This is a genomic window from Devosia psychrophila (assembly GCF_000971275.1).
In the GTDB taxonomy this organism is placed as follows: domain Bacteria; phylum Pseudomonadota; class Alphaproteobacteria; order Rhizobiales; family Devosiaceae; genus Devosia; species Devosia psychrophila.
Window position 1 is genome coordinate 25,114 of sequence record NZ_LAPV01000153.1, and the last position, 24,722, is coordinate 49,835.

General features: G+C 61.2%; 28 protein-coding genes. 13 read left to right on the plus strand and 15 right to left on the minus strand.

What is annotated here, in order from left to right; all coding sequences use genetic code 11:
* Window positions 1-124: 124 nt before the first annotated feature.
* The 3 genes from WH91_RS17190 to WH91_RS17200 all read right to left on the minus strand — a co-directional run bounded on the left by WH91_RS17190 (window position 125) and on the right by WH91_RS17200 (window position 2,825).
* Window positions 125-1,063: a Gfo/Idh/MocA family protein gene (locus WH91_RS17190; protein ID WP_046172240.1), complete on the minus strand. Its 939-nt coding sequence runs from the start codon at window positions 1,061-1,063 to the stop codon at window positions 125-127.
* 142 nt (window positions 1,064-1,205) lie between these two features.
* Entirely contained in the window at window positions 1,206-1,556 is a 351-nt protein-coding gene (locus tag WH91_RS17195; RefSeq protein ID WP_046172241.1) for a VOC family protein, read from the minus strand.
* A 12-nt stretch (window positions 1,557-1,568) separates the two neighbouring features.
* On the minus strand, window positions 1,569-2,825 hold the full coding sequence (locus tag WH91_RS17200; protein WP_046172242.1) for a glycerate kinase type-2 family protein: 1,257 nt from the start codon (window positions 2,823-2,825) through the stop codon (window positions 1,569-1,571).
* A 113-nt stretch (window positions 2,826-2,938) separates the two neighbouring features.
* On the opposite strand from WH91_RS17200, the gene WH91_RS17205 reads away from it, so the two are divergent.
* The 6 genes from WH91_RS17205 to WH91_RS24735 all read left to right on the plus strand — a co-directional run bounded on the left by WH91_RS17205 (window position 2,939) and on the right by WH91_RS24735 (window position 5,949).
* Entirely contained in the window at window positions 2,939-3,634 is a 696-nt protein-coding gene (locus WH91_RS17205; protein WP_046172243.1) for a DUF1045 domain-containing protein, read from the plus strand.
* Entirely contained in the window at window positions 3,631-4,767 is a 1,137-nt protein-coding gene (locus WH91_RS17210; RefSeq protein WP_046172244.1) for an alpha-D-ribose 1-methylphosphonate 5-triphosphate diphosphatase, read from the plus strand. The genes WH91_RS17205 and WH91_RS17210 overlap by 4 nt, the downstream gene beginning before the upstream one ends.
* A gap of 3 nt (window positions 4,768-4,770) precedes the next feature.
* Entirely contained in the window at window positions 4,771-5,337 is a 567-nt protein-coding gene (gene phnN, locus WH91_RS17215; protein WP_046172245.1) for a phosphonate metabolism protein/1,5-bisphosphokinase (PRPP-forming) PhnN, read from the plus strand.
* A 63-nt stretch (window positions 5,338-5,400) separates the two neighbouring features.
* The gene (locus tag WH91_RS24945; RefSeq protein ID WP_092179264.1) at window positions 5,401-5,550 is read left to right on the plus strand and encodes a hypothetical protein; all 150 of its coding nucleotides are present in this window, start codon (window positions 5,401-5,403) and stop codon (window positions 5,548-5,550) included.
* The gene (locus WH91_RS17225; RefSeq protein ID WP_143078136.1) at window positions 5,537-5,740 is read left to right on the plus strand and encodes a hypothetical protein; all 204 of its coding nucleotides are present in this window, start codon (window positions 5,537-5,539) and stop codon (window positions 5,738-5,740) included. The genes WH91_RS24945 and WH91_RS17225 overlap by 14 nt, the downstream gene beginning before the upstream one ends.
* A gap of 59 nt (window positions 5,741-5,799) precedes the next feature.
* A complete protein-coding gene (locus tag WH91_RS24735) occupies window positions 5,800-5,949 on the plus strand; it encodes a hypothetical protein (protein ID WP_158409592.1) in 150 nt (49 codons plus the stop codon).
* Between the two features lie 149 nt (window positions 5,950-6,098).
* Here WH91_RS24735 and WH91_RS17230 read toward each other — a convergent pair whose 3' ends face one another.
* Window positions 6,099-6,314 (minus strand): hypothetical protein, encoded by a 216-nt coding sequence (locus tag WH91_RS17230; protein WP_046172248.1) that lies wholly within the window; start codon window positions 6,312-6,314, stop codon window positions 6,099-6,101.
* Window positions 6,315-6,845: 531 nt separating this feature from the next.
* Between WH91_RS17230 and WH91_RS17235 the strand changes: the two genes are divergently transcribed.
* Entirely contained in the window at window positions 6,846-7,895 is a 1,050-nt protein-coding gene (locus WH91_RS17235; RefSeq protein ID WP_046172249.1) for a LacI family transcriptional regulator, read from the plus strand.
* A gap of 226 nt (window positions 7,896-8,121) precedes the next feature.
* Here WH91_RS17235 and WH91_RS17240 read toward each other — a convergent pair whose 3' ends face one another.
* Both WH91_RS17240 and rirA read right to left on the minus strand, forming a co-directional pair.
* A complete protein-coding gene (locus WH91_RS17240) occupies window positions 8,122-9,945 on the minus strand; it encodes an ABC-F family ATP-binding cassette domain-containing protein (protein ID WP_046172317.1) in 1,824 nt (607 codons plus the stop codon).
* Between the two features lie 273 nt (window positions 9,946-10,218).
* Window positions 10,219-10,692, minus strand: a complete 474-nt coding sequence (gene rirA, locus WH91_RS17245; RefSeq protein WP_046172250.1) for an iron-responsive transcriptional regulator RirA — start codon at window positions 10,690-10,692, stop codon at window positions 10,219-10,221.
* Window positions 10,693-10,898: 206 nt separating this feature from the next.
* On the opposite strand from rirA, the gene WH91_RS17250 reads away from it, so the two are divergent.
* Window positions 10,899-11,219, plus strand: coding sequence for an HU family DNA-binding protein (locus WH91_RS17250; protein ID WP_046172251.1), 321 nt, complete (start codon window positions 10,899-10,901; stop codon window positions 11,217-11,219).
* A gap of 135 nt (window positions 11,220-11,354) precedes the next feature.
* Here WH91_RS17250 and WH91_RS17255 read toward each other — a convergent pair whose 3' ends face one another.
* Window positions 11,355-14,555, minus strand: a complete 3,201-nt coding sequence (locus tag WH91_RS17255) for an alpha-mannosidase (RefSeq protein ID WP_052952919.1) — start codon at window positions 14,553-14,555, stop codon at window positions 11,355-11,357.
* A gap of 227 nt (window positions 14,556-14,782) precedes the next feature.
* Here WH91_RS17255 and WH91_RS17260 point away from each other — a divergent pair, with 227 nt between their 5' ends.
* Window positions 14,783-15,802 carry a LacI family transcriptional regulator gene (locus WH91_RS17260; protein ID WP_046172252.1) on the plus strand — a complete coding sequence of 340 codons (1,020 nt, stop codon included), beginning with the start codon at window positions 14,783-14,785 and terminating at the stop codon, window positions 15,800-15,802.
* Between the two features lie 257 nt (window positions 15,803-16,059).
* On the opposite strand, the gene WH91_RS17265 is transcribed toward WH91_RS17260, so the two are convergent.
* Window positions 16,060-16,302, minus strand: coding sequence for a hypothetical protein (locus WH91_RS17265; RefSeq protein ID WP_046172253.1), 243 nt, complete (start codon window positions 16,300-16,302; stop codon window positions 16,060-16,062).
* Here WH91_RS17265 and WH91_RS17270 point away from each other — a divergent pair.
* Window positions 16,295-16,588 (plus strand): hypothetical protein, encoded by a 294-nt coding sequence (locus WH91_RS17270; protein WP_046172254.1) that lies wholly within the window; start codon window positions 16,295-16,297, stop codon window positions 16,586-16,588. The genes WH91_RS17265 and WH91_RS17270 overlap by 8 nt on opposite strands.
* A gap of 145 nt (window positions 16,589-16,733) precedes the next feature.
* Here the strand turns inward: WH91_RS17270 and WH91_RS17275 are convergent, their stop codons facing one another.
* From WH91_RS17275 to WH91_RS17290, 4 genes are all read right to left on the minus strand, one after another.
* Window positions 16,734-16,943, minus strand: a complete 210-nt coding sequence (locus WH91_RS17275; RefSeq protein WP_046172255.1) for a cold-shock protein — start codon at window positions 16,941-16,943, stop codon at window positions 16,734-16,736.
* A gap of 222 nt (window positions 16,944-17,165) precedes the next feature.
* Window positions 17,166-17,444 (minus strand): hypothetical protein, encoded by a 279-nt coding sequence (locus WH91_RS17280; protein ID WP_046172256.1) that lies wholly within the window; start codon window positions 17,442-17,444, stop codon window positions 17,166-17,168.
* On the minus strand, window positions 17,444-17,677 hold the full coding sequence (locus WH91_RS17285; RefSeq protein ID WP_046172257.1) for a hypothetical protein: 234 nt from the start codon (window positions 17,675-17,677) through the stop codon (window positions 17,444-17,446). The genes WH91_RS17280 and WH91_RS17285 overlap by 1 nt, the downstream gene beginning before the upstream one ends.
* Window positions 17,678-17,787: 110 nt before the next feature.
* Window positions 17,788-19,128: an FAD/NAD(P)-binding protein gene (locus WH91_RS17290; protein ID WP_046172258.1), complete on the minus strand. Its 1,341-nt coding sequence runs from the start codon at window positions 19,126-19,128 to the stop codon at window positions 17,788-17,790.
* 107 nt (window positions 19,129-19,235) lie between these two features.
* Here WH91_RS17290 and WH91_RS24370 point away from each other — a divergent pair, with 107 nt between their 5' ends.
* Window positions 19,236-19,553, plus strand: a complete 318-nt coding sequence (locus tag WH91_RS24370; protein WP_143078135.1) for a hypothetical protein — start codon at window positions 19,236-19,238, stop codon at window positions 19,551-19,553.
* A 3-nt stretch (window positions 19,554-19,556) separates the two neighbouring features.
* On the opposite strand, the gene WH91_RS17300 is transcribed toward WH91_RS24370, so the two are convergent.
* The gene (locus WH91_RS17300; protein WP_046172260.1) at window positions 19,557-19,787 is read right to left on the minus strand and encodes a hypothetical protein; all 231 of its coding nucleotides are present in this window, start codon (window positions 19,785-19,787) and stop codon (window positions 19,557-19,559) included.
* Window positions 19,788-20,121: 334 nt separating this feature from the next.
* Window positions 20,122-22,041, minus strand: a complete 1,920-nt coding sequence (locus WH91_RS25550; RefSeq protein WP_244542381.1) for an alpha/beta fold hydrolase — start codon at window positions 22,039-22,041, stop codon at window positions 20,122-20,124.
* A 194-nt stretch (window positions 22,042-22,235) separates the two neighbouring features.
* On the opposite strand from WH91_RS25550, the gene hisD reads away from it, so the two are divergent.
* Window positions 22,236-23,525: a histidinol dehydrogenase gene (hisD, locus tag WH91_RS17320; protein ID WP_046172262.1), complete on the plus strand. Its 1,290-nt coding sequence runs from the start codon at window positions 22,236-22,238 to the stop codon at window positions 23,523-23,525.
* A gap of 92 nt (window positions 23,526-23,617) precedes the next feature.
* Window positions 23,618-23,968, plus strand: a complete 351-nt coding sequence (locus tag WH91_RS17325) for an endonuclease domain-containing protein (protein ID WP_199533537.1) — start codon at window positions 23,618-23,620, stop codon at window positions 23,966-23,968.
* 45 nt (window positions 23,969-24,013) lie between these two features.
* Here the strand turns inward: WH91_RS17325 and WH91_RS17330 are convergent, their stop codons facing one another.
* Window positions 24,014-24,715 carry an RraA family protein gene (locus WH91_RS17330; protein WP_199533538.1) on the minus strand — a complete coding sequence of 234 codons (702 nt, stop codon included), beginning with the start codon at window positions 24,713-24,715 and terminating at the stop codon, window positions 24,014-24,016.
* Window positions 24,716-24,722: the final 7 nt, after the last annotated feature.

Sequence of the window (24,722 nt, forward strand, 5' to 3'; positions counted from 1 at the left end):
GTAACCTCCCCCTGAAAAGGGGGAGGAATCCGATCTGCGAATGTTCTCGATAGCGCCCAAAACTCGATGGGGTCCCTCCCCCTCATCAGGGGGAGGCTAGGTGGGGGTACCCTCTAAAGTACCCCTACCATTCAAAATCCGGCCCATTGACCCGAGCGCCCATCAAAAACACATCGCTCATCAAACGCAGCGGTGCCGCATCGACATCGCTCTGATGCCGCTCGAGCAAATCCGCGAAATGGTCATACATGGCGGCATATTCGTCATCACCGTGTTCCAGCGCCAGCTGGCCGTTGATCGTCAGCCGCCGGCCGCCGCCCTCGAGCTTGAGCTTGTCGCCAGTGCCAGTCTCGATGGCCAGCGTCCAGATCTCGCCGCTCTCCTCAAGCCAGTTGAAGCCCGCCGATAGCTGCGGCTTGTGCAACTGGCCCGACTTGAAGCCGATTTCCACGTCGACTGGCGTCTGCCGATTGGCCGGAAATGTCAGCTTGGCGCTTTCGACAAACACCGGAAACGGCATGATCTTGGTTAAAATCGAGAACGCATTGATGCCCGGATCGCAGACACCAAACCCGCCCGGCTCCCAGACCCAATCCTGGCCGGGGTGCCACTTGCGCACGCTTTCGCGCCAATCGATACGCACAGACCGAACGCCCTGCGCCAGAAGGATTGCCCGCGTGCGATCCACCGCTGGATTCCACTGGCTGTGCCAGGTTTGGTACAACACCCGGTCCAGGCGGGCCGCATGGGCGATCAGGTCGTCGAGCTCGGAAATCGTGGTGGTCGGCGGTTTTTCCATCATCACGTCCTTGCCGGCGTCGAGCGCCTCGCGGACATATTGATGGCGGATGCCCGGCGGGGTGCAGATCGACACCAGCGACACGTCCGGCAGCGCGGCATAGAGCTCGGCCGGGGTCTTGAACACCGGCAAGCCGTTGCGGCTCAGCCCGCGGGTCGAGACCGTCGCTGCCAGCTCGAAATCACTGGACGCGTCGATCACCGGCAGGTGCTGGTCCTGCGCGATCTTGCCCAAGCCGATAACGGCAATCTTGCGTTTGGCCATAAAAGGCTCCCCTCAAAAAGTCGCCGTATAGAACAGAGCCCGCCCCTTTCTGCCAAGGGGACTTGTATCATTATTTTGCTTCGAGCCGGCCAGAGGCAAAATCACGCCAGTGGCGCGATTTTAGATGAGAAGGCCGCGAGACCTATGGTCGAGTTGCTGGTTGCCAGAGTTCGACAGGATTGCCCTCAGGATCGTGAATGCGGGCAAACTTGCCGGTCTCGGGCGTGTCCCATTCTTCCCTGGTCTCCACGGCAATATCCGCCGCGCGCAGCTGCACCAGCAGCGCTTCCAGATCGTCGACGCGGAGATTGATCATCCACTGCTTGCCAGCGGCGAAATAATCGCTGTCGTGCTTGAACGGCGCGAACACAGTCATGCCCGCTTCCTGACTCCAGAAACCGGGAATGCCGAGATGGGTCTCGTACCATTCTGCCATCGCTTCGGTGTCTTGCGCCCGAAAAAATACGCCGCCTATGCCTGTCGCCTTGGCCACGTCGGCCTCCCTTTATCGGATCAAGATCGCCCGGAAATCATTCACATTGGTCCCCGTCGGCCCGGTGACCAGCAGGTCGCCGATGGCCGCGAATGCCGAATAAGCGTCATTGCCGGCCAACACCGCCAGTGGATCGACCCCCGCCTTGCGCAGCCGGGTGGCCGTGGTGCCATCGGCATAGGCGCCGGCATTGTCCTCGGATCCATCGATCCCATCGGTATCGGCGGCCAGTGCCGAAATGCCCTCAACGCCATTCACCGCTATGGCAAACGCCAGCAAGAATTCGGCATTGCGTCCGCCGCGCCCGCCTTTGCCGCGCAAGGTTACCGTGGTCTCGCCACCCGACAGCAGCACGACCGGCTTGTTGAACGGCCGGTTGCGCACGGCAATTTCGCGCGCCATCGCCGCCAATACCTGCGCCACGTCGCGGCTTTCGCCCTCGATGGAATCGCTGAGGATGGCCGCCTCGATACCATGCCCGCGCGCCAGTTCCGCCGCGGCTTCCAGCGATAGCGCCGCCGAAGCAATGGTGGTGACACTGTTGCCAATAAACTCCGCATCGTCGGGCGACGGCGCCAGATAATCATCGCCAGCCAGCAAGGCGTGCGCATGTGGCGGCAGGTCGAGCCGATAGAGATTGGCGTACTTTCTTGCGAGTTCGCGTGTCCCCGCCAGGGGAATGGTCGGCCCCGACGCTACCAATGCCGGATCGTCTCCGGGTACATCCGAGACCACCAGCGTCGCTACGCGCGCCGGTGCACATTGCCGTGCCAGCCGTCCGCCCTTGATCGATGAGAACTGGTTGCGGATCAGGTTCATCACCGAAATTGGAGCGCCCGACGCCAGCAACGTCCGGTTGATGGCCTGCTCGTCATCCAGCGTCAGGCCTATCGCTGGCGCTGGCAACAAAGCCGAGCCGCCGCCCGAAATCAACGCCACCACCAAGTCGTCGGCGGAAAGTCCCGAGACCATTTCCATGATGCGCCTGGCCGCCAGGAATCCCGCCTCGTCGGGCACCGGATGGGCAGCCTCGACGACCTCGATCCGCTCGCAGGCCTCGCCATAGCCGTAGCGCGTCACCACCAGCCCACTGAGCGGGCCGTCCCACGCTTGTTCGAACGCCCGCGCCATCTGGGCCGATGCCTTGCCCGCGCCGATCACCACTGTGCGGCCCTTCGGCTTTGGCGGCAGGTGACGCATCACCGCCAGCGCGGGCTGTGCCTGCGCCACGGCGGCATGGAACATCTCTTCGAGCAGGGCGCGGGTCATCGTCTCTCTCGGCTTGCGATTCTCTTGCCGCAAGGGTAGCCAGCAGGGAGCGAGATGCACAGGTGTCAAACGACCGACACAGAGAATGCGTAGCGGCTGGGCCAGGAGTTTCGATGACAGAACGATTCGCGATCTACTATGCCCCGTCCGCCACCAGCAATCTCTGGGAGCGTGCCGCTACCTGGCTGGGGCGCGACGCCGCCGACGGCGACATGTTCGACGGCCCGGTGGCCGGCGTGGACCGCGATCGCCTGCTCAACCTGACCCAGTCGGCCAATCGCTACGGTTTCCACGCCACGCTCAAGGCGCCGATGGCGCTGTTCGAGGATACCAGTGAAGCCCGCTTACGCGACGCGCTGAGCGAGTTCGCTGCCAAGCATGAGCCGTTCAGCCTGGGCAAGCTCAGACTGGCTTCGCTGCACGGCTTCCTGGCTCTGATTGTCGACGGCGCGCATGAACACCTGCAGGATTTTGCGGCGCATGTCGTCGAGGATTTCGATCCCTTCCGCGCGCCGATGACGGTCAAGGATCGCGCTGCCCGTGCCAACAAGGGCCTCAGCGAACGCCAGATCGAGCTGCTCGATGCTTATGGCTATCCTTACGTGTTCGAGGAATTCCAGTTCCACATGACGCTGACCGACCGGCTGGCCGATGAAGACGCGGCCGAGATTGCCCAGGCGGCGACCATCTGGTTCGGCCCCGCGCTGGAAGACGAGGTGTTGCTCGACCGGCTGTCGCTATTTCATGAACCCGATGCCGGCAAGCCGTTCCGCCGTGTCGCCGATTTCAAGCTGGGGCAGGCCCAATGAGCGAGCAGGTTTTCCGCAATGCCCGCGTGGTGCTGGCCGACGAAGTTGTCGAGGGCAGTGTCGTCATCAATGACGGCATCATCACCGCCATCGATGCAGGTCCGGCGCTGGCAGGCGAAGATTTTGACGGCGACTTTCTGATACCCGGCCTTGTCGAACTGCATACCGACCATCTCGAAACCCATTATCGCCCCCGCCCCGGCGTATTCTGGGACCCGGTTTCAGCGCTGCATGCCCATGACGTGCAGATCGCCGGCTCGGGCATTACCACGGTGTTCGACGCGATCCGCATCGGCTCGGACGTGGACATGCCCGAGATGCGCCAGCATGCGGGTCAGCTGGTTGCTGCGGTACGAGACGCGCAGGCCAAAGGCTGGATGCGGGCCGACCACCTGATCCATCTGCGGTGCGAACTGCCAAGTGCGGATGTCATCGAGCACTTCGAAAGTTTTGTCGACCACCCCACCACGCGACTGATTTCGCTGATGGACCACACGCCGGGACAGCGCCAGTTTACCTCGCTGGAAACCTACAAGCTGTTCTACAAAAGGCAGTTGGGCGTGACTGAGGACGAAGTGGAGCGCTACCTCGCTGCGGCGCTGGCGCAGCATGAGCAATTTTCAGGCCCCAATCGTCGTTATCTGGTGCAGCGCGCGCGGGCCTTGAACCTGTCCATGGCAAGCCATGACGATGCGACGCTGGCGCATGTCGAGGAAGGTGTTGCCGACGGCGTCGCCATCTCGGAATTTCCGACCACGCTGGAAGCGGCTTCGGCCGCCCATGACGCCGGCCTTGCAATCCTGATGGGCGCGCCGAACGTGGTGCGCGGACGCTCGCATTCGGGCAATATCTCGGCGACCGATCTGGTCAAGGCGGGATTGCTGGATATCTTGAGCTCGGACTATGTGCCCTTTGCCCTGCTGCAGGCTGCCTTCGTGTTGCCGCAGCGCGTCGACGGGCTTGCTTTGCCGCAGGCCTTGGCTACCGTAACGCGCAACCCGGCTAACGCGGCTGGGCTTGACGATCGCGGCGAGATCGCCATCGGCAAGCGCGCCGACATGGTGCGGGTGCAGGTGATGGACGACCGGCCGATCGTGCGCAGCGTCTGGCGAGAAGGCATAAGGGTTAGCTGACACATGGTGCGACCACTCGGTTCTCTTGTCCTCGTCGTCGGCCCTTCGGGCGTCGGCAAGGACACGTTGATCGGTGGCGCGCGGCAAGCGCTCGATGGTGACAAGCGCTTCGTCTTCGTACGGCGCCTCGTCACCCGCACGTCAGGCGCAGTCGGCGAAGAGCATGACAGCGTCGAGCCGGCGGTGTTTGCCGAAATGGAAGCGGGCGGTCGCTTTGCTTTGACCTGGGACGCGCACAACCTGCGCTATGCCTTGCCCCTCAGCCTCGATACCGACCTCGCCTTGGGCAAAATCGTCGTCGCCAATGTCTCGCGGCACGTCGTCGCCGAGGCATGCGCCAAATATCCCGCCTGTTCGGTGGTGCAGATCAGCGCCGAAATATCCCGCCGCGCCGAACGGCTGGTGGCCCGTGGGCATGAAAGCGGCGACCAGATCACCTCCCGACTGGCGCGTGAAAGCGCCCCGGTGCCGGCCGGCGTCGATCCGATCATGATCGACAATTCGGGCTCCATCGCCATCGGCGTCACCGCCTTTGTCATGGCTCTCCGGGCTATTGCCGCGCAGGAATGACCCGAGCGTGAACCTCTCGCCACGGTCGGGCGTTACTGTCGCATCAAGCGTCAGGAGTGCATTATGAGTCGTAATGGTCTATATGCCGTCATCGCCATCCTGTTGATCGCCATCGTGGGTTTCGGCATCTATTCATATCAGCAGCAGCAGGCGCAGCCCGGTATCGAGGTTCGCGTCGATGGCAACGGAGTGTCAATCGATGGGAATGGCTAGCGCAGACGACAGTCGGCGGCAGGCTATCGTCACCGCCATTACCGCCGAACTTGACCGTCAGGCTAAAGATGGCGAGCCTCGGGTTAACATCGAGGCGTTGGCCAATGCCGTCGAGATCGCGCTTGACCCGGTTGCCCCGGTCAGCGAAGGCAAGCATCCCGCTGAACTCAATGCCAATAATGACGGCTGACTGAGGACATACACATTCCCAGCGATACACTAACTCTTGTCGGCCTAGGCGTCGCCGCCGTGGTCGTTCTCTGGCTCGTCTTCTCGGTGCTCAAACGGGTGATCGGCCTGCTGGTACTCGCCGCCCTGCTGTTTGGCGCCTACATGCTCTGGCAAGATCCAATCCTGCTCAACCGCGTGTTCGACTGGGTACGAGGTTTTATCCCGTAGGTCCCAACAACCGTCCTTCTCTACCTATTCTTTTCCCTAGGGCTTGACCCGAGGGCCACTCACCACATGGCACAAGCGGGCAATGGCCCTCGGGTCACGCCCGAGGGAGAAAGATTGGCTGCGTTTTGATAACCTGCGCAAAGCGCCCCTTAGGCAGCGTCGCCCTTGCGTACGGCCTGTGACACGGCAAAATGCGCCCGTTCAACCGTTTCAAACTGCTGGCCGTCGATGGCAAACGCCGGCAGCTTCACGGCGAGAAAGCGGAAGCCCCCAGCGTTGGGCACGACGACGCCCTGCGGTTCTCCGCCGACTTCGATGACGATTGGCTTATGGGCCTTGGCCCGGTCGAGATTGCGTTCCAGCATGGGTGGATTCTCCACTTGCGCATTGCACGGACAATAGGAAGAAGCTCATGGAGCTTGCACCATCGTCGCCGGCAACACTGGGGTTCTATCGAAGGAGTGAGACGAAGGCGTGACAGCGGTCACATTCGTTTCGAGCGACAGGTCCCTTGCCAGCGTTTTGCGGCGTGGAGGCTGGTGGTACGTACGAGCGAACAACCTGCATGGATGGTGAAGGTAATAGATGGAGTCATCATTATTCCTTTCCCGCTGGTTGAACGGTCGAAGATCGGCATGTGCCGATGCAGTGCTGGCAAGATAGGAGCGTTTCCATTCAATTGCTAGGCGGTCGGCAACCAGAAAATGCAGAATTTTAGCAATAGCCTGCCGTACATTGGTCGCATATCGAAAATCTGAATATCTTCATTGCTTTTGATGAACGTGCCTCATGCTCGAGTAGCAATGGCACGCTTGAAGTGTGCGGGACAATCTGGTGTTGTCCGTGCCTTAGCAAGCGTCGCCGTCGCTGCAGGCGGTCCGAGGGGTATAAATAAAGTGTCAGAAGATGACGTGCCCGTTGCCATCATAGGCAAGCGCGGCATCAAGCCATCAGGCAAGCCGACGCTCAAGACCATTGCGCAGATGACCGGCTTTGCTGTGACCACCATTTCCCGCGCCCTCAACAATGCGCCCGAGCTCTCCCAGGATACCCGCGACCGGGTGCAGAAGATCGCCGCCGAAATCGGCTACCTGCCCGACCGGACCGCTTTGCGCCTCAGGACCGGCCGCACCAATGTTATCGCCCTGGTGCTCGAGCCTGACGAACAGATTTATGGCTTTGGCTCTTCCATCGTCACCGGCCTCAGCGAAGCCGTGCGCAACACCGCCTACCACATCGTCATTACGCCGCTATTCCGCAACGTCGAGCCCATCGAGCCGATCAAGCATATCGTGCGCAATCGAATGGCCGATGGCGTGCTGTTTTCCAAGGCCGAGAGCTTTGACGAACGCATTCGCATGCTGATAGACAATGACTTCCCCTTTGTCAGCCACGGCCGCACCAACTGGCCGGACAGTCACGCCTGGGTCGATTTCGATAACCAGGCCTACGCCTATGGCGCCACCAAGCGCCTGGCGGAGAAGGGCTGCAAGAAAATTTCGATCATCCTGCCGGACAGTGCGCTGACCTATGCCGACCACCTCAAGACCGGGCTGTCCCGCGCCGCGACCGAAGCTGGCGTCGACTATGAGTTCGCCGCCGACGTCAATCTGGGCAGTCCAACCGATGCGATCCGCAACTATGTGATGAAGCGCACCAAGCGCCCTGATGGTCCCGACGGCTGGGTCTGCGCCTCGGAAGTGTCGGCCCTTGCGGTGATCGGCGCCCTCAACGAGAGCGGCAAGACAGTGGGCGGCAACGTCCACGTCGTGTCCAAGCAGGCCTCGGAAATGTTCGCCCAGTTCCAGCCGGGTGCCGAGACCGTGTTCGAAGACTTCATCGACGCTGGCCGCCAAATGGGCAGCCTCCTGCTCCGCCGCATCGCAGGCGAGGAGATAGGGGACTTGCACCACCTCGCGGAGCCGAAGTTCGATTGGAAAGATTAAGAGCCGGCCCGCAGGGTAAATCAGCTCCAGTGGAGCGGATTTAGGCGAGCAGGCCATGAGAGCTACGCCCGAATGGCTAGGGTTATTAGTGGGCACCCCCACCTAGCCTCCCCCTGATGAGGGGGAGGGACTTCATCGCGCATTTGGCAAAATCTGTGACAACCACCGCCCAGATCCTCCCCCTTTTCAGGAGGAGGCTAGGTGGGGGTATTCTTGCTTCCTGAAACTAGCCTTCCAACTCTTCCCGCAACAGTTCCAGCTCCATCCACTGCTCCTCAGCCTTGGCCTTCTTTGCCTCGGTTTCGAGCAATGTCTTGGACTTGGCGGCAAAGCTGGTTGGATCGCGGGCATACAGTTTTGGATCGGCTAGTGCGGCGTTGATCGCCTTGATCTCTTCTTCCAGCCTGTCGATGGTCTTGGGCAGCGTTTCAAGGGCGTGCTTTTCCTTGAAGCTCATCTTGCGCTTGGCGGCAGGGGCCGAGGTGGCCAGCGTGGTCTGGGTCAGACTGGTCTTGCCTGAGCGGTGCGCCTTCACGTTCGGTTCGCGGGCGGTGACGCCCTCGCCGCGCTGAATCACCATGTCGGAATAGCCGCCGGCATATTCGAGCCACACGCCATCGCCCTCGGCGATGATCACCGAGGTCGCGACCCGATCGAGGAAGTCACGATCATGGCTGACCACGATGACGGTGCCGGCATAGTCCGAAACCATTTCTTCGAGCAGGTCGAGCGTTTCAAGATCGAGATCGTTGGTCGGCTCGTCGAGCACCAGAAAGTTCGATGGCAGCGACAGTGCGCGCGCCAAGGCGACACGAGCGCGTTCACCACCGGACAGCTTGCCGATCGGCGTATTGGCCTGCTCGGGTCCGAACAGGAAGTCCTTCATATAGCCGACGACATGCTTGGGCTGGCCGTTGATCTGCAGCGTATCCGAGCCGCCCCCGGTCAACGCTTCCTTGAGGCGCGTTTCGGGATGCAGCTTGGCGCGGCCCTGGTCGAGCATGGCGAGTTCGAGCGCCGAGCCCATCTTGATCTTGCCAGTGTCAGGCTGTTCGAGGCCGGTCAGCATCTTGATCAGCGTGGTCTTGCCAGCGCCATTGGGGCCGACGATGCCGATCCGGTCGCCACGGATCACGCGGGTCGAGAAATCGCCGACGATAACCCGCTCGCCATAGGCCTTGGCGATATTTTCCGCCTCGACCACCAGCGCGCCCGAGGTGCGGCCCTCGGCAACCTGCATATTGACCGATCCGGTAACGCGGCGCTGTTCACGCCGGTCCTGGCGCAGGTCCCCCAGCCGTTCGAGGCGCCCGACGTTGCGCTTGCGCCGCGCAGTCACGCCATAGCGCAGCCAATGCTCTTCGCGCACGATCTGGCGGTCCAGCTTGTGGCGGTCACGCTCTTCTTCTTCCAGCACCTGGTCGCGCCAGGTCTCGAAATGGGAAAAGCCCTTTTCCAGCCGCCGCGTCACGCCACGATCCAGCCAGATGGTCGAGCGCGTCAGATCGGATAGGAAGCGCCGATCATGGCTGATCAGCACCATGGCCGAACGCAGGCTGTCGAGTTCGGCCTGCAGCCATTCGATCGCCGGCAAGTCGAGATGGTTGGTCGGCTCGTCGAGCAGCAGGATGTCGGGCTTGGGCGCCAGCACCCGCGCCAGGGCAGCGCGGCGGCCTTCGCCACCCGAAAGATTTTTCGGATTTTCCGCCCCGGTCAGGCCGAGCGAGCTCAGCAAATATTGCGCGCGATATTCATCGTCGCCCGGTCCGAGGCCAGCCTCGACATATTCCAGCGTCGTCGCATAGGCCGTCAGATCGGGCTCCTGCGGCAGATAGCGCAAAGTGGCGCTGGGCTCGACAAAGCGCAGGCCACTATCGTGGGTCACATCCCCCGACGCGATCTTGAGCAGGGTCGATTTGCCCGAGCCATTGCGTCCCACCAGCGCAATGCGCTGGCCCGGCGAAACAATGAGTTCGGCGCCTTCGAGCAGCGTGGTGCCGCCAAAGGTCAATTTGATATTCTGAAGAGAAAGAAGGGGTGCTGCAGCCATGGCGCGGGTAGAGCACAGGCGGGTGCCAAAGAAAAGGCCGGCCCGCGCCGTGGCAGCCAATCCCGATACGCAGACAAACAAAAAGGCCGATCAAGACGTTGAGGATCCTGATCGGCCCGGGGAGACGGTAGCAGCAAGCCCCCGTCGTCTTTGTGGCGCCGATGGCGGCTATCGATCTCTTGAACCATCACCTTCGCGATGACTGAAGAACACCACATGTTATTATGACTGTCAAACTCATAATATCAAAGACGTGCAGAAATCGGCGAGACGCTAATGCGCAGTAGTGGGTTCCAGCGCCGTCACTGCTTCAATGGTCGATAGGCCGAGGCGGTCGCGGATGGAGCGCTTCTTGCTGGCGAGGTCGGCAATAGTATAGCTGGCCAGCACGTCAAAGAATGCACCCAGGGCTTCGCGGAGCGCGCCGTTGAGGTCGCATTCGCCGATCAGCGGGCAATCGGCGCCATCCTCGAAACATTCCGCGAGCGCAAAGTTTTCTTCTGTGAGCCGGATTGTGTCGAGCAGCGTGATGTCTGCCGCTGGCTTGCCTAGCTTGATACCGCCATGGCGACCGCGAACGGTAGCCAGCAGGCCATTCTCGACCAGCGGCTTGATCAGCTTGAACAGGAACAGTTCGGAAATATTGTAAGCCCGGGCCACGTCGGCGACCCGACTAAGGCCCGGCTCGTTGACGGCACAATAGACCAGGGTGCGGATCGCATAATTGGATTGACGCGTCAGTCTCACTGCGGACCTTCTTTCGGGCAAATCAAGGGAGGGTCGGAACGCCCTCCAGGCATGTTTCAGCTACATTTAATGTCACGCACCTTATAACCATTCTAAATTATGTCAAGATAAGCTGATTACCTTGTTCATATTTCATTGTCGCCGCTTCCCCCACTCGACAGGCATTTGACTTCGCACTATGAATTTAGGGGCAGGGGGACACTGCTTTGAATGAAACTTTTACGCGAGCTAGGCTCAGCGAAGCGGCTTCGCGCCGTACTGGAATAAACAAGACGGATACAGCCGCCATATGTGACGCAATGTTTGATTTGATCGGCGACGTGTTGATGCGTGCCGAGACGGTCAAGCTTACAGCTTTCGGATCGCTGCAGGTGCGCTCGCGCGCCGAACGCGTGGGGCGCAATCCGCGAACGGGCACCGAACACAAGATCAGCCCGCGTCACACTGTGGTGTTCACGCCCAGTGCGCAATTGCGCGACTTGCTCAACCCGGAAGCATTACCCGACAAAATCAGCAAGAGTGCGTGAGAAATAACAACGATAACAGTGGCTGGTTCAGCTGCGGTAGCGCTTGCGTGCGGCTAAAGTTGGACAGGCCAGCTTGATCGATGGACAAGTCCCACGGACCACGTTGCGCGGTCCATGGGACTTGTCTGATGGGGCTCAGACCTCGATCAGCAGAGTGGCGATTTCGAAGGGCCGCAGCGCCAGCGTGACGCCGTTGTCCTTGAGCTCCAGTGGCGAGGTGTCGCCATCCTCCATCAGGTTGACGATACGAGCCGACTTCACCGGAATACCGAAGGTGATTGTCGCATCGGCGCGGATATTGGCGTGTTCGAAGATGCGCAGCACCACTGCGTCAGACTTTTCCGCCTTTTTGACGGTTTCGAGCGTGACGTTGGACTGGTCGACGCTCGCAAAGCTGAAGCTGGCGAACTCGCTGGTCGGGCTTGCGGCGTGCTTGAGCGAGCCGACCACCGCCACCGGATTGTTGAAGCGTTCGGCAGCACGCTGCACGTCGGCCAGATCGGCCACCCCATCGTGCACCAACAATGCGTAGCGCAGGCGATGCTCGCCGATATCAGCCTGCGGATCGGGGAAGGTCGAGCCGCGCACCAGGGTCAAGCGGACGGATTGTTCAAGGCAATCATAGGCATACTTGCAGTCGTTGAGCAGCGCGACGCCGAAATCGGCCTCACTCAGATCGACCCAGCGATGCATCGAGGCTTCGAAGCGTGCCTTGTCCCAGCTGGTATTGCGATGGGTCGAGCGCTTGACGTGGCCAAACTGGATTTCCGAGCGGATGTCGGACGTATTGAGGTCAAACGGGAATTGCGCCTTGAGCACCGTCTGGCGTTCCTGCCAGTCGATGAAGGTGTCGAACTCCACCTGCCGCGCTCCGGCGGCCAGCGAGATGACCTGCACGATAGTGGACTTCTGATAGGTCCGCTCGACGCGGATGGCGGCGCGATGTGGACCGGTTTCCACCACCGAGATCAGGGCCTTACCGTCAGCCAGCGGCCAGAACTGCTCCTCGAAATAGCGGTCGATATCCCAGGCGTCCCATTCCATCGGCTTGTCTTCATAGGCGATCAGGCGGTTTGCGGTTTTGCCCGGCTCCAGCGTTTCGCGATTGCGCGTCTTGTCGAAGATCGAGGTGATCTCGCCGGCCGCGTCGAAAGCAATCTTGAGCAGTTCGTTTTCGAGATGGGTTTCGGAGACCGAGAGCGTCGAGGAGCTGTTGTTGGCGCCGCCCGCCACCACTTGTCCCCCGGTCCAGCCAAGAGGCGCAATATCGGATACGGGTGCAGCAAAGGCGCTCGAACCATCGGCTGAAACCACCTGTTGGAACGGCTGTACCGCCCCATCCGAGGCTAGTGAGGCGCCCTCCAAAACGGATCCTGAACGGAAAATAACCAATCCTGAACGGGTTTGGCCGGTGAAATTGAACAGACGCAGCTGATCGGCGCCCGGCTTGGAAAAAGCCTGGGCGGCGGAATGCCACGGACCGTTCTCGGAACCGAGCGTCGAGAAGATCTGGCCGTACTCGTTATCGCTATCGACATAGACTTCGGGGATGGAGGTGCCGGGCAGGATGTCGTGGAACTGGTTGATCAGCACCAGCTCCCAGAACTCGGCCAAGGTGTCGCTGGGATAGGCGGCGCCAGTCTGAACCAGCGCCATGGCGCCGAGGAATTCCAGCTCGCGCAGCATCCGCTCGGCCTTGCGGTTATTGGCCTTATTCTTGGCCACCGAGGTCAGCGTGCCGCGATGGTACTGCAGGTAGAGTTCGCCATTCCAGGTGGGGAATTTCGAAGCGGGCGCATCCATGCGCTGGCCGAGGCGGTCGAGGAAGGGAACGATGCCTTCGAGCTTTACCCTTGGAGCGCCGGGGATGCCGCGTTCGAGGCGGATGCCGCGCTCGATCATGGCGCGGGTCGGGCCGCCGCCGCCGTCGCCATAGCCATAGGACATCACGAGTTCGTTATTGACGGCCTTGGGCTCGTATCGCTTCCAGGCGCCCATGGTTTCACTCACCGACAGGTCGCCGTTATAGGTCGTGTAGACCAGCTCGCTGTCATAATTCTGGGCGGTAATGAGCTGCGCCTTGGTGACCGTGCCGTCGATGCCCTTCCAGAAAAACGTGTCATAGGGATGCCGGTCGGTATCGTTCCAACTCAGTTTGGATGTGACGAAATATTTCAGCCCAGACTTATCCATCACCTGCGGCAGGTTGGCAGAATAGCCGAAGGTATCCGGCAGCCAGACCGTCTTGGGGTCGACGCCGAAGTTTTCGAGGTGGAAACGACGGCCGCGCATGATCTGGCGCACCAGGCTTTCGCCCGAGACGATATTGACGTCAGGCTCGACCCACATGGCGCCTTCGATCTCGAACTGGCCGGATTTTACCCGGGCCAGCAGGCGATCCCACAGCTCGGGATAATCCTGCTTGAGGAAGTCGAACAGCACCGACTGGTTATACATGAAGATGAATTCGGGATATTCTTCCATCAGGTTCAGCACGGTAGCGAACGACCGCCCGGTCTTGTCGCGGGTGTGCATGACGCGCCAGAGCCAGCCGACGTCGAGATGGGTCGAACCGACGGCAGTGATCTGCGGCTGGCTCTCTGTATCGACCAGGCCATAGATTTCAGCGGCAATGGCTTCAGCCGCGCCGAGCGAGGCTTCGAACTCGGGCGTATAGCCGGCGCGGCGATCGAGGGCGCGCAGAGCGCGGTCGATGATGTTGAGAATAGCCTGCCGGCGTGGATCGTTCTGATAGAGACGGACGGCGACATCGAGCGGCGTCTGCAGGTCCCAATAGAGTTTTTCGGCCCGTTCGCTACGGGTATAAAAATCCACGGTGAAGCCGACCAGCGGCCGCTCGAAAAACGTAAATGCATTGACCAGCAGGGTGTGCTTGCTGCCCGGGGTGGCGTTGCGCTCGATCACCAGCTCGGTGTGATTGCCGTCGAGCGCCTGGGCGATCTTGCCATCGATATAGGCGAGGCACTGCGGATCGGTCGAGCCGGGACGATCCTGCCACTGGCTGGTGAATTTCAGCACAAAGGTCTTGCCCGCTGCGGCTTCGGGCACCGTGACTTCGGCTGCAAACCACGTGTGGCCCTGCTTTTTGGCCCAAACGGAATGGGCACCAAACTGCTCCCAGTTACGCCAGTCGGAAGCGAGCGCCTGATCGGCGGTGACGTCGTCGCGCTGCACGTGCCATTGCCACGCGACGCCCTCGACAGGCGTCAGGATCTTCTTTTCGAGATCGGCGCAGAGCCGGATCAGCTTGCCTTCCATCTTGAGATCGTCGTCGAGCAGGCCGAGCTTGCTCGACATGGGATTGGAATAGGTCATGCTGATACTCCGGCACCGGCGAAGCTGTGTTCAGGCCGCGCTACGACCGCCGATTCAAAGCGCGCAGGGAAATAATCACATGCTTTGCAACGTTGCAAATTCTAAACGCACCTAGGGGAAGCGGGCGACATTTTCGTCTATGTGCGGCTCGGATTGCCGCTGGAATTGAGGGATTTGGTTTCGAGTCCGGCCAGTGTAAAAGCAAGCCTCGGAGACCCGGCAGCAGCATGAGCCAAACGACGACACCAGCGAGCAACCGGCGCGTGACGCTGCGTACTATTGCCGAAGTGACGGGCTTGAGCCTCTCGACCGTTTCGCTATCGCTGCGCGGCGGCACCACGCTGAAGCAGGAAACCCGCGACAAGGTTGCCGAGGCGGCAAAAGCCTTGGGCTATGTGCCGGACCGGGCCGGTGTGCGCCTTCGTACCGGCAAAACCAATGTGATTGCGCTGGTGCTGGACGGCGCCGAAGACTCGATCGATTTCGCGCGCCAGATGATCCAGGGCATCGGTGGCGCCATCAAGGATACCCGCTACCACCTGACGGTAATCCCCGAATTTGAGCGCAACCAGAGCGCCGAGACGATCCGCTACATTCTCGACAATCGCACCGCCGATGGCGTCATCATCACCCATACCGGGCCGCGTGATGCGCGGGTGCAGATGATGGTGGATGCGGACTTCCCCTTTGTCAGCCATGGGCGCACGGCGTTCGAGGCGCCGCATCCCTATCATGACTTCCACTCGGAAGCCTTCGCGGCGATGGCGGTGCAGCGGCTGGCCGGCAAGGGCTGCAAGCAGGTTATGCTGGTGATCGGCGATGACAGCACGACCAATTACCACAATATCGTCACGGCCTTTGAAGAAGCAGCGGCGACGGCGGGGCTGAGTGGCACGGTGCTGCAAGGCACCAAGGGGCTGACGCCGGCCGAAATGCGCAAGCTGGGGCTGGATCTCGCGTCAGGCAAGGACCGGCCGGATGGCATGATCTCGGATAGCGAAATGCGGACCATTGCGCTGGTCGGCGGGCTGCAGGAGGGCGGCGTGGTCTTCGGCCGCGACCTGCACCTGGTCTACAAGCAGACCTCGGGCATTTTGCCGACGCTGTTCCCGGCGCTGGACAGCATCCGCGAGGATGTGTTCGCCGCCGGGGGTGAGCTGACGCGGCTATTGCTGCGGCGCATCGAGGGGGTGGAGGTGGCGGAGCTGCAAACGCTGGCGGAACCACAGCCGCATTGGCGGAGCTAGAGCTGCCGGGGCTGCGCCATACTCACACCCTTGGGCCGAAATTGGGGCCAAACTACCCCCACCCTTGATCCCTCCCCACATGGGGAGGGAGACGATGAGCATGGGCATTAGGGCTGGCGCCTCCCTCCCCTGAATGTGGAGGGATTGGCGCTGGGGTGATGGTAGCCCCACAGGCCCGTAGACGAACACTGCCCTAAAGGGCGACGAAACAGCGTCAATCACTTCGTGAAAGACGCGAGTCTTCGACCGTAGTCCGACTAAGCAGCAATTCGCGGCAGCGGATACGCCTCAGCTTCGTAGAGGGCCTGGATGGCCTTGCCTTCGAAGCGGCGTTCGTTGACTTCGAGGAACGAGCCCATCAGGGCCTTTTCGGGCAGTTCTTCGATGCAGTAGCGAATGGCCTCAGAGGCTGAGTTGAAGCGCTTGTACTGGGCCGAAGCGCTCTTGGCGTAGCGCTTGGCGACGAAGAGTTCGGCTCGTGCTGCGTAATCGATGACCATTGGAATCTCCTTTGGATGCGGTGATCTGCCGGCGCGAGCGGTCTTTTTGGACCTCATGCTTGCGCGACAGCGGATAGTCGGAGCTTCGATAAAGCTCCTTGAGATCGTTTCCCGAGAAAGCCATGTCGCCGACAATAAGCCGGGCGCCGTGGAGGCTGACGGGGGCAGCTTCTTCGAAGGCGAAGCGTATTGCCTGGGCGGCGGTGCGGAAGCTTTTAGCTCCCTGGGCAGACGCAGTATGCCAGTCGCTGCCAAGAAAAAGCTCGGCGCGAGCGTGGAAGTCTAGATGTATCATATTTTCTCTATTAGTCCGGCATTTGGCGCGGACCTATTTTCTGGGTCCGGCCAGACTTTTTGGTTTTGACGCGTTTCAAGATAGAAACGCCTCGGCCGGACAGATATTGGGCCCGCCGAGGCGGGCCCGGCAGTGATTACTTGACGAGAGTCAGGTTGGTCGCGGAAGCCTTGCCATCACGGCCGGTTTCCATTTCATAGGTGACCTTGTCGCCCTCATACAGGCCCGACAGGCCCGAACGCTCTACAGCGGAAACATGGACGAAAGCGTCCTTGCTGCCATCTTCAGGCGAGATGAAGCCGAAGCCTTTGGTCGAATTGAAAAACTTTACGGTGCCGGTGATCATGGCTTTAGCCTAACTTATCGTGCCCCGACCACATGACATGGCCAGAAAGCAGCATTGCCGCACCACGACATGTGGGACGGGCCTAACACGCTCTCAAAAACAGGGGGTAGCGAAAACCGGCATACCGGCGATCAGATAGCCATCTGAGCTCAAACGTATGCAACTCATATAGTCTATATTGCCGACAGTATCAAGGCAGCGGCAAATATTGGTTAAAGGCGCCTAAATCAATACCAGCATTCCTTCGGCGACCTGCGACGTCACATCGAAGATGGTGTCGTCCTCATCACGGGCGGCAAACGCCCCCAAAGCCCGCAATTGTTCGCCGCTGAATTCAAGGTCATAGCGCGGCGCCGGCTTGCGATTGGACAGCATGGTGCTGGATGCCGAAGAGCGTTCCCATCCATCGTAGCGGCCGGCGGGCAGGAAGATGCCGCGCGCCAGCTCGAACTCGTCGGGGGCGTCCAAAGAGACCGCTTTCGGCTTCTTGCCCTGGCGCATTATTCGAACAGCCCGGGTGGCAGCTTACCGATTTCCAGCAGTACGATAGGCCGGTCATAGGTATCGGTTTCGATATCGACTTCCTGGCTGAACGCCACCACACCGGCGCGCATCGGCCCGAGCCGCTCGGCCGTAGCGATCGCTGCTTCCTCGGTCTTGCAGGGCTTGACCACGTCGGCGATGAGCTTGGCGCCCTTTTGTTTAAAACCCTGCACCAAATAGGCGGTCGTCATGGCAGATCCTTCGCACTGTCAGCGCCAAGCGCCGATGCGCAGTGCATAGCACAAACTAGAACAAAAATAGAACATTATTTTGCGTGGGCAGGGAGATAGCCCCTGCCCGCTCAGCTTTTGGCCAGGATGCGCGCCGCGAGATTGGCCGCCTGCACTCGAATGTCGGGAATGGCCTCGATCTCGAAAAAGCGCCCGCGTGTCAATGGACCGATGACCAGCAGGCGATCGGTGGCCTTGCCGCCCGCGTCGATCACCGCGCAGTATTCGTCCACGTCGAGGCCAATGTGCAATTCGTCCGGCCGCGCCCGGCCATTGGCCACAAGTTCGCGAATTACCGGGTTGGAGCTGGACTGCACATCGACGCTGACGCCGCCGCAGTCATAGACCCGGGCGATGTCGATGGTTTCGCGCGTCGTGGTGCCGCGACGGCGGACCTGGGCCCGGGCCCCGTCTCCGTGGCGCTCGACACCGACGAATTCGCCCGCCACCAGGCTCACCTGCCCGCGCTGGATTGCGCTGACCATGCGATCGTACAGATCGGGCGGCAGGCGATGACGGTGAATGTTCCACCACGGACGCAGGTGGCGCAGGAACTGGCGCCTGCTGTGTTTGGACCAGCTTTGCCAGATGCGCTGGTTGAAGGGGCGCAGGCCGTCGACAACGCTGCGCCAATCGCCAGCATCGTTCTCGGTTTCTCGCACCAAGGCGCGGAACCAGGCCATGAAATACGGCAGGTTGGTGCCGAAGGGCACGTCAGCCGCGTCAATATTGATCGGCGGTACGTCCTTGTGGCCCTTGGGCAGCAAACCATTGCGCGACACCACGGTAATGGGGCCGCGATGATCGGCTTCAGACAGCGACACCCAGGCATCGACCATGCTGAGGCCGGAGCCGAGGATCATCACCTCGGCATCTTGTGGCAGAGGCGTGTCGCGCTCTGAGCCAAGGCGCACGGCAATGCCGCGGCCGCGCGATGGCTGGGTTTCGTGCCCCACCGCCAGCGCCACGTGATGGCTAACAAGGCTGGTGCCATTATCCAGAACGGTCTCGATACCGCTCTTGCCTTCGCGCACCGCGACGACCTCCTCGGACAATACGACGAGGCGGCCAAGCCTCGACTGACCGGCCTGCCGCAAGACGTCTTCCAGATAGGCGCCATAGAGCCGACGCGGCACGAAAACCCAGGAATTCCCACCCGCCGCATAGCCACGCGTCTGCAACCAACGGGAAAAATGCTCGGGATCATCGGAAAAGGCGCTCATGCCGCGGGCCGGCACATTGACGCGATGGTCGCGCTGGCTAGCCGAGTAGGCGACGCCCTGCCCGAATTGGCCGCGCTTCTCGATCAGCGTCACCGCGATGTCGGCCTTGGGATCACGTAACAGATGCGCTGCGAGCAACACGCCACTGGCGCCACCGCCGATAATGGTCACCGAAGAGCGTCCCGTCATGAGGCCCGCCGCGCTTTGTAACCGTTCAGCCAGATGCCCATCGCCCACTCCCCGATGTCGCGCTTACTCGATTAGTTCAGTCGTGATTATGAGGGCAAGATGACGCCATGACCAGAGATCATGCAAGGCAATTAATGGAGCTTGAGCGTAACCTGCTGGAAGCAAGCATAAAACGCACGGAACCGCAGCGTGGCGTTAACGTTCATGCCGGTGAGGTGAGGAGTAATAAAATGAACCTGAGCTGGTTTTCGCTGACCAATTCCCAACGCAATGCGCTGCACAACCTGTGCCAGCACGGTCCGTGTGACTTGCCCCGCGAACTGGGCGAACAGCTCACCAATCTTGGCCTTGCGGAGCCACTGACCCGTGGTGGCTACTGCGTCAGCCCGTTAGGCATGACCATTCCGCCGGCCACTATGCAATAAGACTCAGCGGCCGCGCGTGCCGCCGGCTCGGGCGTAGAGCCGAACCATGTTCGTGGCCTCCAGCCCGATCTTCCAATAAACTTGCGCGATCAAATCTTTCCTCGACCCGCTCCGGACCAGGTCGAGGTCTAAGGCCTTTCTCGCGGCCGCCTCAGGCGAGCTGACGCCGTCGACAACGCCTTCCGCGACCTGCGTGTCGGGGCGCAAGTCGATCACCCGATAAAGATTTGCCATGGATGCTTTTCCCAAATTTCCATCCATTTGGGAGGAGAGGCAAATGCCGGCAATCACACAGGTTAATTGGGCTGCAATTAGTCTCCGATCACACTCCCACATTTGGCTTGGGTGGCAACCAAGCGCGCCTACGTTGGTCGCGATAGACTTGTCGAGACGGGCAGACCCCATGCCGAGCCAAATCGCGGAAATTGAGGGATTGCTGCAGCCGTTCTTCCAGAAGCTGAACCGACGGGACAGGATTGGCTTCGAATGTGCCCAAGGGGCCAAATCGCTCCTGAGGAGCGATTTGAGTGATGAAGGATCAAGGGGGGAGGTTTAGCCCTGATGTGACTTAGGCCGCCTCAGCCAACTGCCCGAGTTTCACCTGCACCAGCAGGCTCAGTTCGTCATACACATTCCACTCGTCGACGATCTTGCCGTCTTTCCAGTGGTAATGGCTCATGCCCATGACCTGGACGCGCTTGCCCGTCGGGTCGCCGAGTTCACCGAGGATGCCATAGCCGAGGTGATGGCCTTCCATGACCCAGCGCACGGCGACCTTGGTGCCGCCCTCTTCGCTGGGGTTGGACGCCACGTGCTGGATTTCATAGCTCGCATCCGGCAGTGAGCCGATCAGACCGAGATGCTGGTGCACGATGGCGGCGACGCCATACAGCTCCTTCATCAGCGGACCATGATATTGCGCGGTCGGGGCATAGACCTCGGCGATTTTTCCGAACATGCGCTTGACGAACACCTCATGCAGCATCTCGATGGTCTGCACTTCGATATCGTTGTGCGCATGGCTGAGGTCGGGCTTTTCGGCTGGGCGGGTCTGGCCTAGGAAGCGGCGGTTTTCGCCGATGTCGAGCGAGATCAGGCCGGCGTCGAACTTGGTCTTGGCGGTGCGGGCCGCGAAATGGTTGGGATCGAGCCCGAGCTGCTTGATGATGGCCATCTGATCGGCCACCACCCATTCGCGATAGATCATGTTGCGGTGGATCATGCAGTCGGCAATGGTCCGCGATACGAAGGGCCGCCCGGTCGGCTGGCCAAGATGGCCATACTGGGTGTGGCGGCCCGAACCGGTCACCAGATGGCTGGTGTAGAAGCCGTCCTTGTCATTACCGTTCCAGATCACCTGGGTGCCCATGCCACGACGTTCGGGAAAGCTGACCAGGCGCTGGATGGTGTCGCGCACCACGTCTTCGCGATTGTAGATATTGCCGGTGGTGCCGTAGAGCACGCAGTTATGCGTGTAATGGGTGTAGATCAGCCCGATGTCGCGCTCGTCCCAGATCTTGTGAGTGCAGCGAATGATGTAGTCGACGATATCGGTGTAGATGTCGTCAAAGCCATCCATCGACTGGCTGCGCGGACGACCGGTCGGGGCCAGATCAGGATAATCGCGGCGCTCGACCTGCAGCACGTTTTCCTCGTTGCGGAGAAATGGTGCGCCCTTGCTCTTGGGATTGGTCTCGGTGTCGCTCATGATCGCTCCTTGGTCGTCTGCCGGAATGGCTTGATTGATATCGGTCCAGTCCAGCCAGTCACGCACATGACGCGCCACTGCGGCCGGATTTTCAAGCGGGGCAAAATGACCCGCGTTCGGAATGGTAAAAAATCGCGCGCCGGGAACGGCCTCGGCGATCTCGCAATGTGCTTCGAGTGAGCAGACCTGTTCAGCCTCGCCAGCCAGGATCAGCGTCGGGACATTGATGCCAGCAAGGCGCGGCCTGCCGTCGGCGCGGTTGATGGCGATTTCGGCTTGGCTGGCCAGACTGTCCGCCCCGGTATCGCGCGCCATCGCCGTAATGAGATCGCGCAGGTCGGCGTCACCGGCATTGGTCGGGGCGACGAGATCGCTCCAGCTATCGGCGATAAAGCTATCGACGCTGGTTCGAGCCTTCGCGACAGCGGCACGACGGCCCTCGGCATTGTCGGTCGGATCGGGCCGGGACGTGGTGTCGATCAGCGCCAGTCGCGCAATACGCTCGGGCGCCTGCGCCAGCATTTCCAGCGCGACAATCCCGCCCAGCGAAAAACCGAGCAGCGAAAACCGCTCCGGCGCTTCGTCGAGGATTTTTGCTGCAAGCCCGGCGGTCGTGTCCGCGCCCGTCATTTCGACCACAATGGCCACCGCCACGCCGAGCCGCGCCAGCATCGGCGCGTAGAGCCGTTCATCGCACGCCGTACCAGGCAACAACAGAAGCGGAAGGGGCACCGTTACGGCACCCTGCATGTCAGATCTGGCGGGGATAACCTTGTTCATCACTACCCATGCCGCCTCGACCATCGAGGCCGACCCCGACCAATGGCCAAGACCGAATTTGCCAAAAAACTCTGGCAAATTTTGAATACGTATGCAAGATCAAAACGACACCCTGACGTGACGCTCGATGCTACCTCGCGTGACGCTCAACGCTAACAGTCTGCTAACCAATTGGCGCCTTCGGAGACCTGCGAATGACCCAGAACACCACCTCGCCCTTCCCCGGCGTCACCTACGTCAAAGCCCCCGAGCGCTCTTCGCTCGGCGACAATGCACCGGTCGAAACGCTGGTCGCCGAGATCATCGCCAACGTCCGCAAGAACGGCGACGCCGCCGTTCGCGAGTATTCCGCCAGGTTCGACAAGTCCGACATTTCGGTGTTCGAAGTCACCGCCGAGGAGCGCGCGGAAGCGTTGGCGGAGCTTGATCCGCAGACCCGCAAGGACACTGAATTTGCTATCGCCAACGTGCGCAAATTCGCCGAGGCACAGCTCGCCACCATCCTGCCGCTCGAAGTCGAGACCCTGCCCGGCGTGCATCTGGGCCACCGCGTCATCCCGATCCAGCGCGTCGGCTGCTACGTCCCCGGCGGCCGCTATCCCCTTCTCAGCGCACCAATAATGACCATCGTTCCGGCCAAGGTTGCGGGTGTCGACGAGGTCATCGCCTGCCTGCCACCCAATGCCCACAAGGCGATGATCGCCGGCTGCGTACTGGCTGGCGCCGACCGCATCTTCAAGATCGGCGGGGCCCAGGCCATCGCCGCTATGGCCTACGGCACGGAGAGCGTACCGGCCGTCAACAAGATCGTCGGCCCCGGCAACGCCTTCGTCAACGAGGCCAAGCGCCAGGTGTTCGGCCCGGTGGGCATCGACCAGCTCGCCGGCCCATCGGAAATTTTTACCGTCGCCGACTCAACCGGCGATGCCGAAATGATCGCCACAGACATGCTGGCCCAGGCCGAGCACGACATCCGCACCCGCGTCGGCCTGATCACCACCGACCGCGCCTTGGCCGAAGCTACCCTCGTCGAAATCGAGGCCCAGCTGGCAACCCTGTCCACGGCCGCAACGGCCCGTGAGGCCTGGATAAATTACGGCGAAATCACCGTCTGCGACAGTGAAGAGGCGATGATCGCCTACTCCGATCTGATCGCCGCCGAGCACCTGCAGGTCCACACTGCCGACGCCAAGGCCTTCGCCCTCAAGCTGCGCAACTACGGCTCGCTGTTCATCGGTGAACTCGCCAGCGTGGTCTATTCCGACAAATGCTCGGGCACCAATCACACGCTGCCAACCATGGGCGCAGGCGCCTACACCGGCGGCCTCTGGGTCGGCGCCTACGTGAAAATCGCCACCCACCAGTGGCTTAGCGAAGAAGGCGTCAAGCAGGTCGCCCCGCCCGCCGCGCGCCAATCCGCCAGCGAAGGCCTCGAAGGCCACCGTCGGGCCGCGCAGCTTCGCCTCGACCGGATGCAGGCATAAAAATTATCGGCTCGTGGACTCCTCTCCCGTTTACGGGGGAGGGGGACCGCGCGTAGCGTGGTGGAGGGGGGAGCCCCACACAGGGAGCTATCGTGCGGTCACCAGACTTCATTCGCGAACGCGCGAAAAACCTGCGCAGCAGCATGACTCAACCAGAGCGGACGCTATGGTTTCTGCTTCGACGCAATAGCCTGGGTTGGCATTTTCGACGTCAGCACCCCGTTGGTCCATATATTCTCGACTTCTACTGCGCCGCGTTGCGGCTCTGTATCGAGGTCGATGGACCTGTTCATGCCGAACAGGCGGAACGCGATGAGCGGCGAACCAACTGGCTGAAAAAGGAGGGAATTGAGGTGATCCGGTTCTCCGCTGATGAGGTCGAAACGCGGCCTGCCGCGGTCATTGGCACCATCGCGCGCTTGGCACCCCCCTCCACCGCCTGATGGCGGTCCCCCTCCCCCGCAAGCGGGAGAGGAAAGCAGAATGGCTCAGCTGATCTTGTCAGCTTCAAGCCACGCCACCTTGAGCTTCTCGACCGTAAATCCCGGTGCTCGGGCCGCAGTCAAAATCGGCACTTCCTTGCGCATCACGACGTCGATGGCCCAGGCCATGCGCTCGATATGCTCGGCGGGAATGACCACGGCGCCGTGGCGGTCGGCGTGGATCAGGTCGCCGGGGCGTACCACCATGCCAAACACATTCACCGGACAATCGAGCTCGGTGACATGCACGAAGGCGTGGCTTGGTCCGACCGATCCGGCGATGACCTGATAGCCCTCGTCGAGCATGCCGAGGTCGCGCAGCACGCCGTTGGTGACGGTGCCGGCGATGCCGAGGCCCTTGTGCTGGGCCACCTGCATTTCGCCCCAGAAACCGCCGATGGCGTGAGGGAAATCCGTGTCCTCGATGACCACGACATTGGGGCCGTCACCGTCCGCCACATACTCGTAATACTGCATGCGCAGCGCCCGGACCTCGGCGGCGGGCTTCTGCGCGGGGGACGAGGCGCGGATCTTGGCGGTGCGGGCAAAGCCCACCACCGGCGGCAGGCTTGGGTCGGCGCAGACCACCGGCGTCTTGGTGAAACCCTCGGCGGTACGGCCGCCCATGACATGTTCAAGGGCGTTGCAGACCGTCGGCGTATCGGCACCACGCAGGGCGGCAAGGACGTCGGGATTGATGTTGGGCATAGCTGTT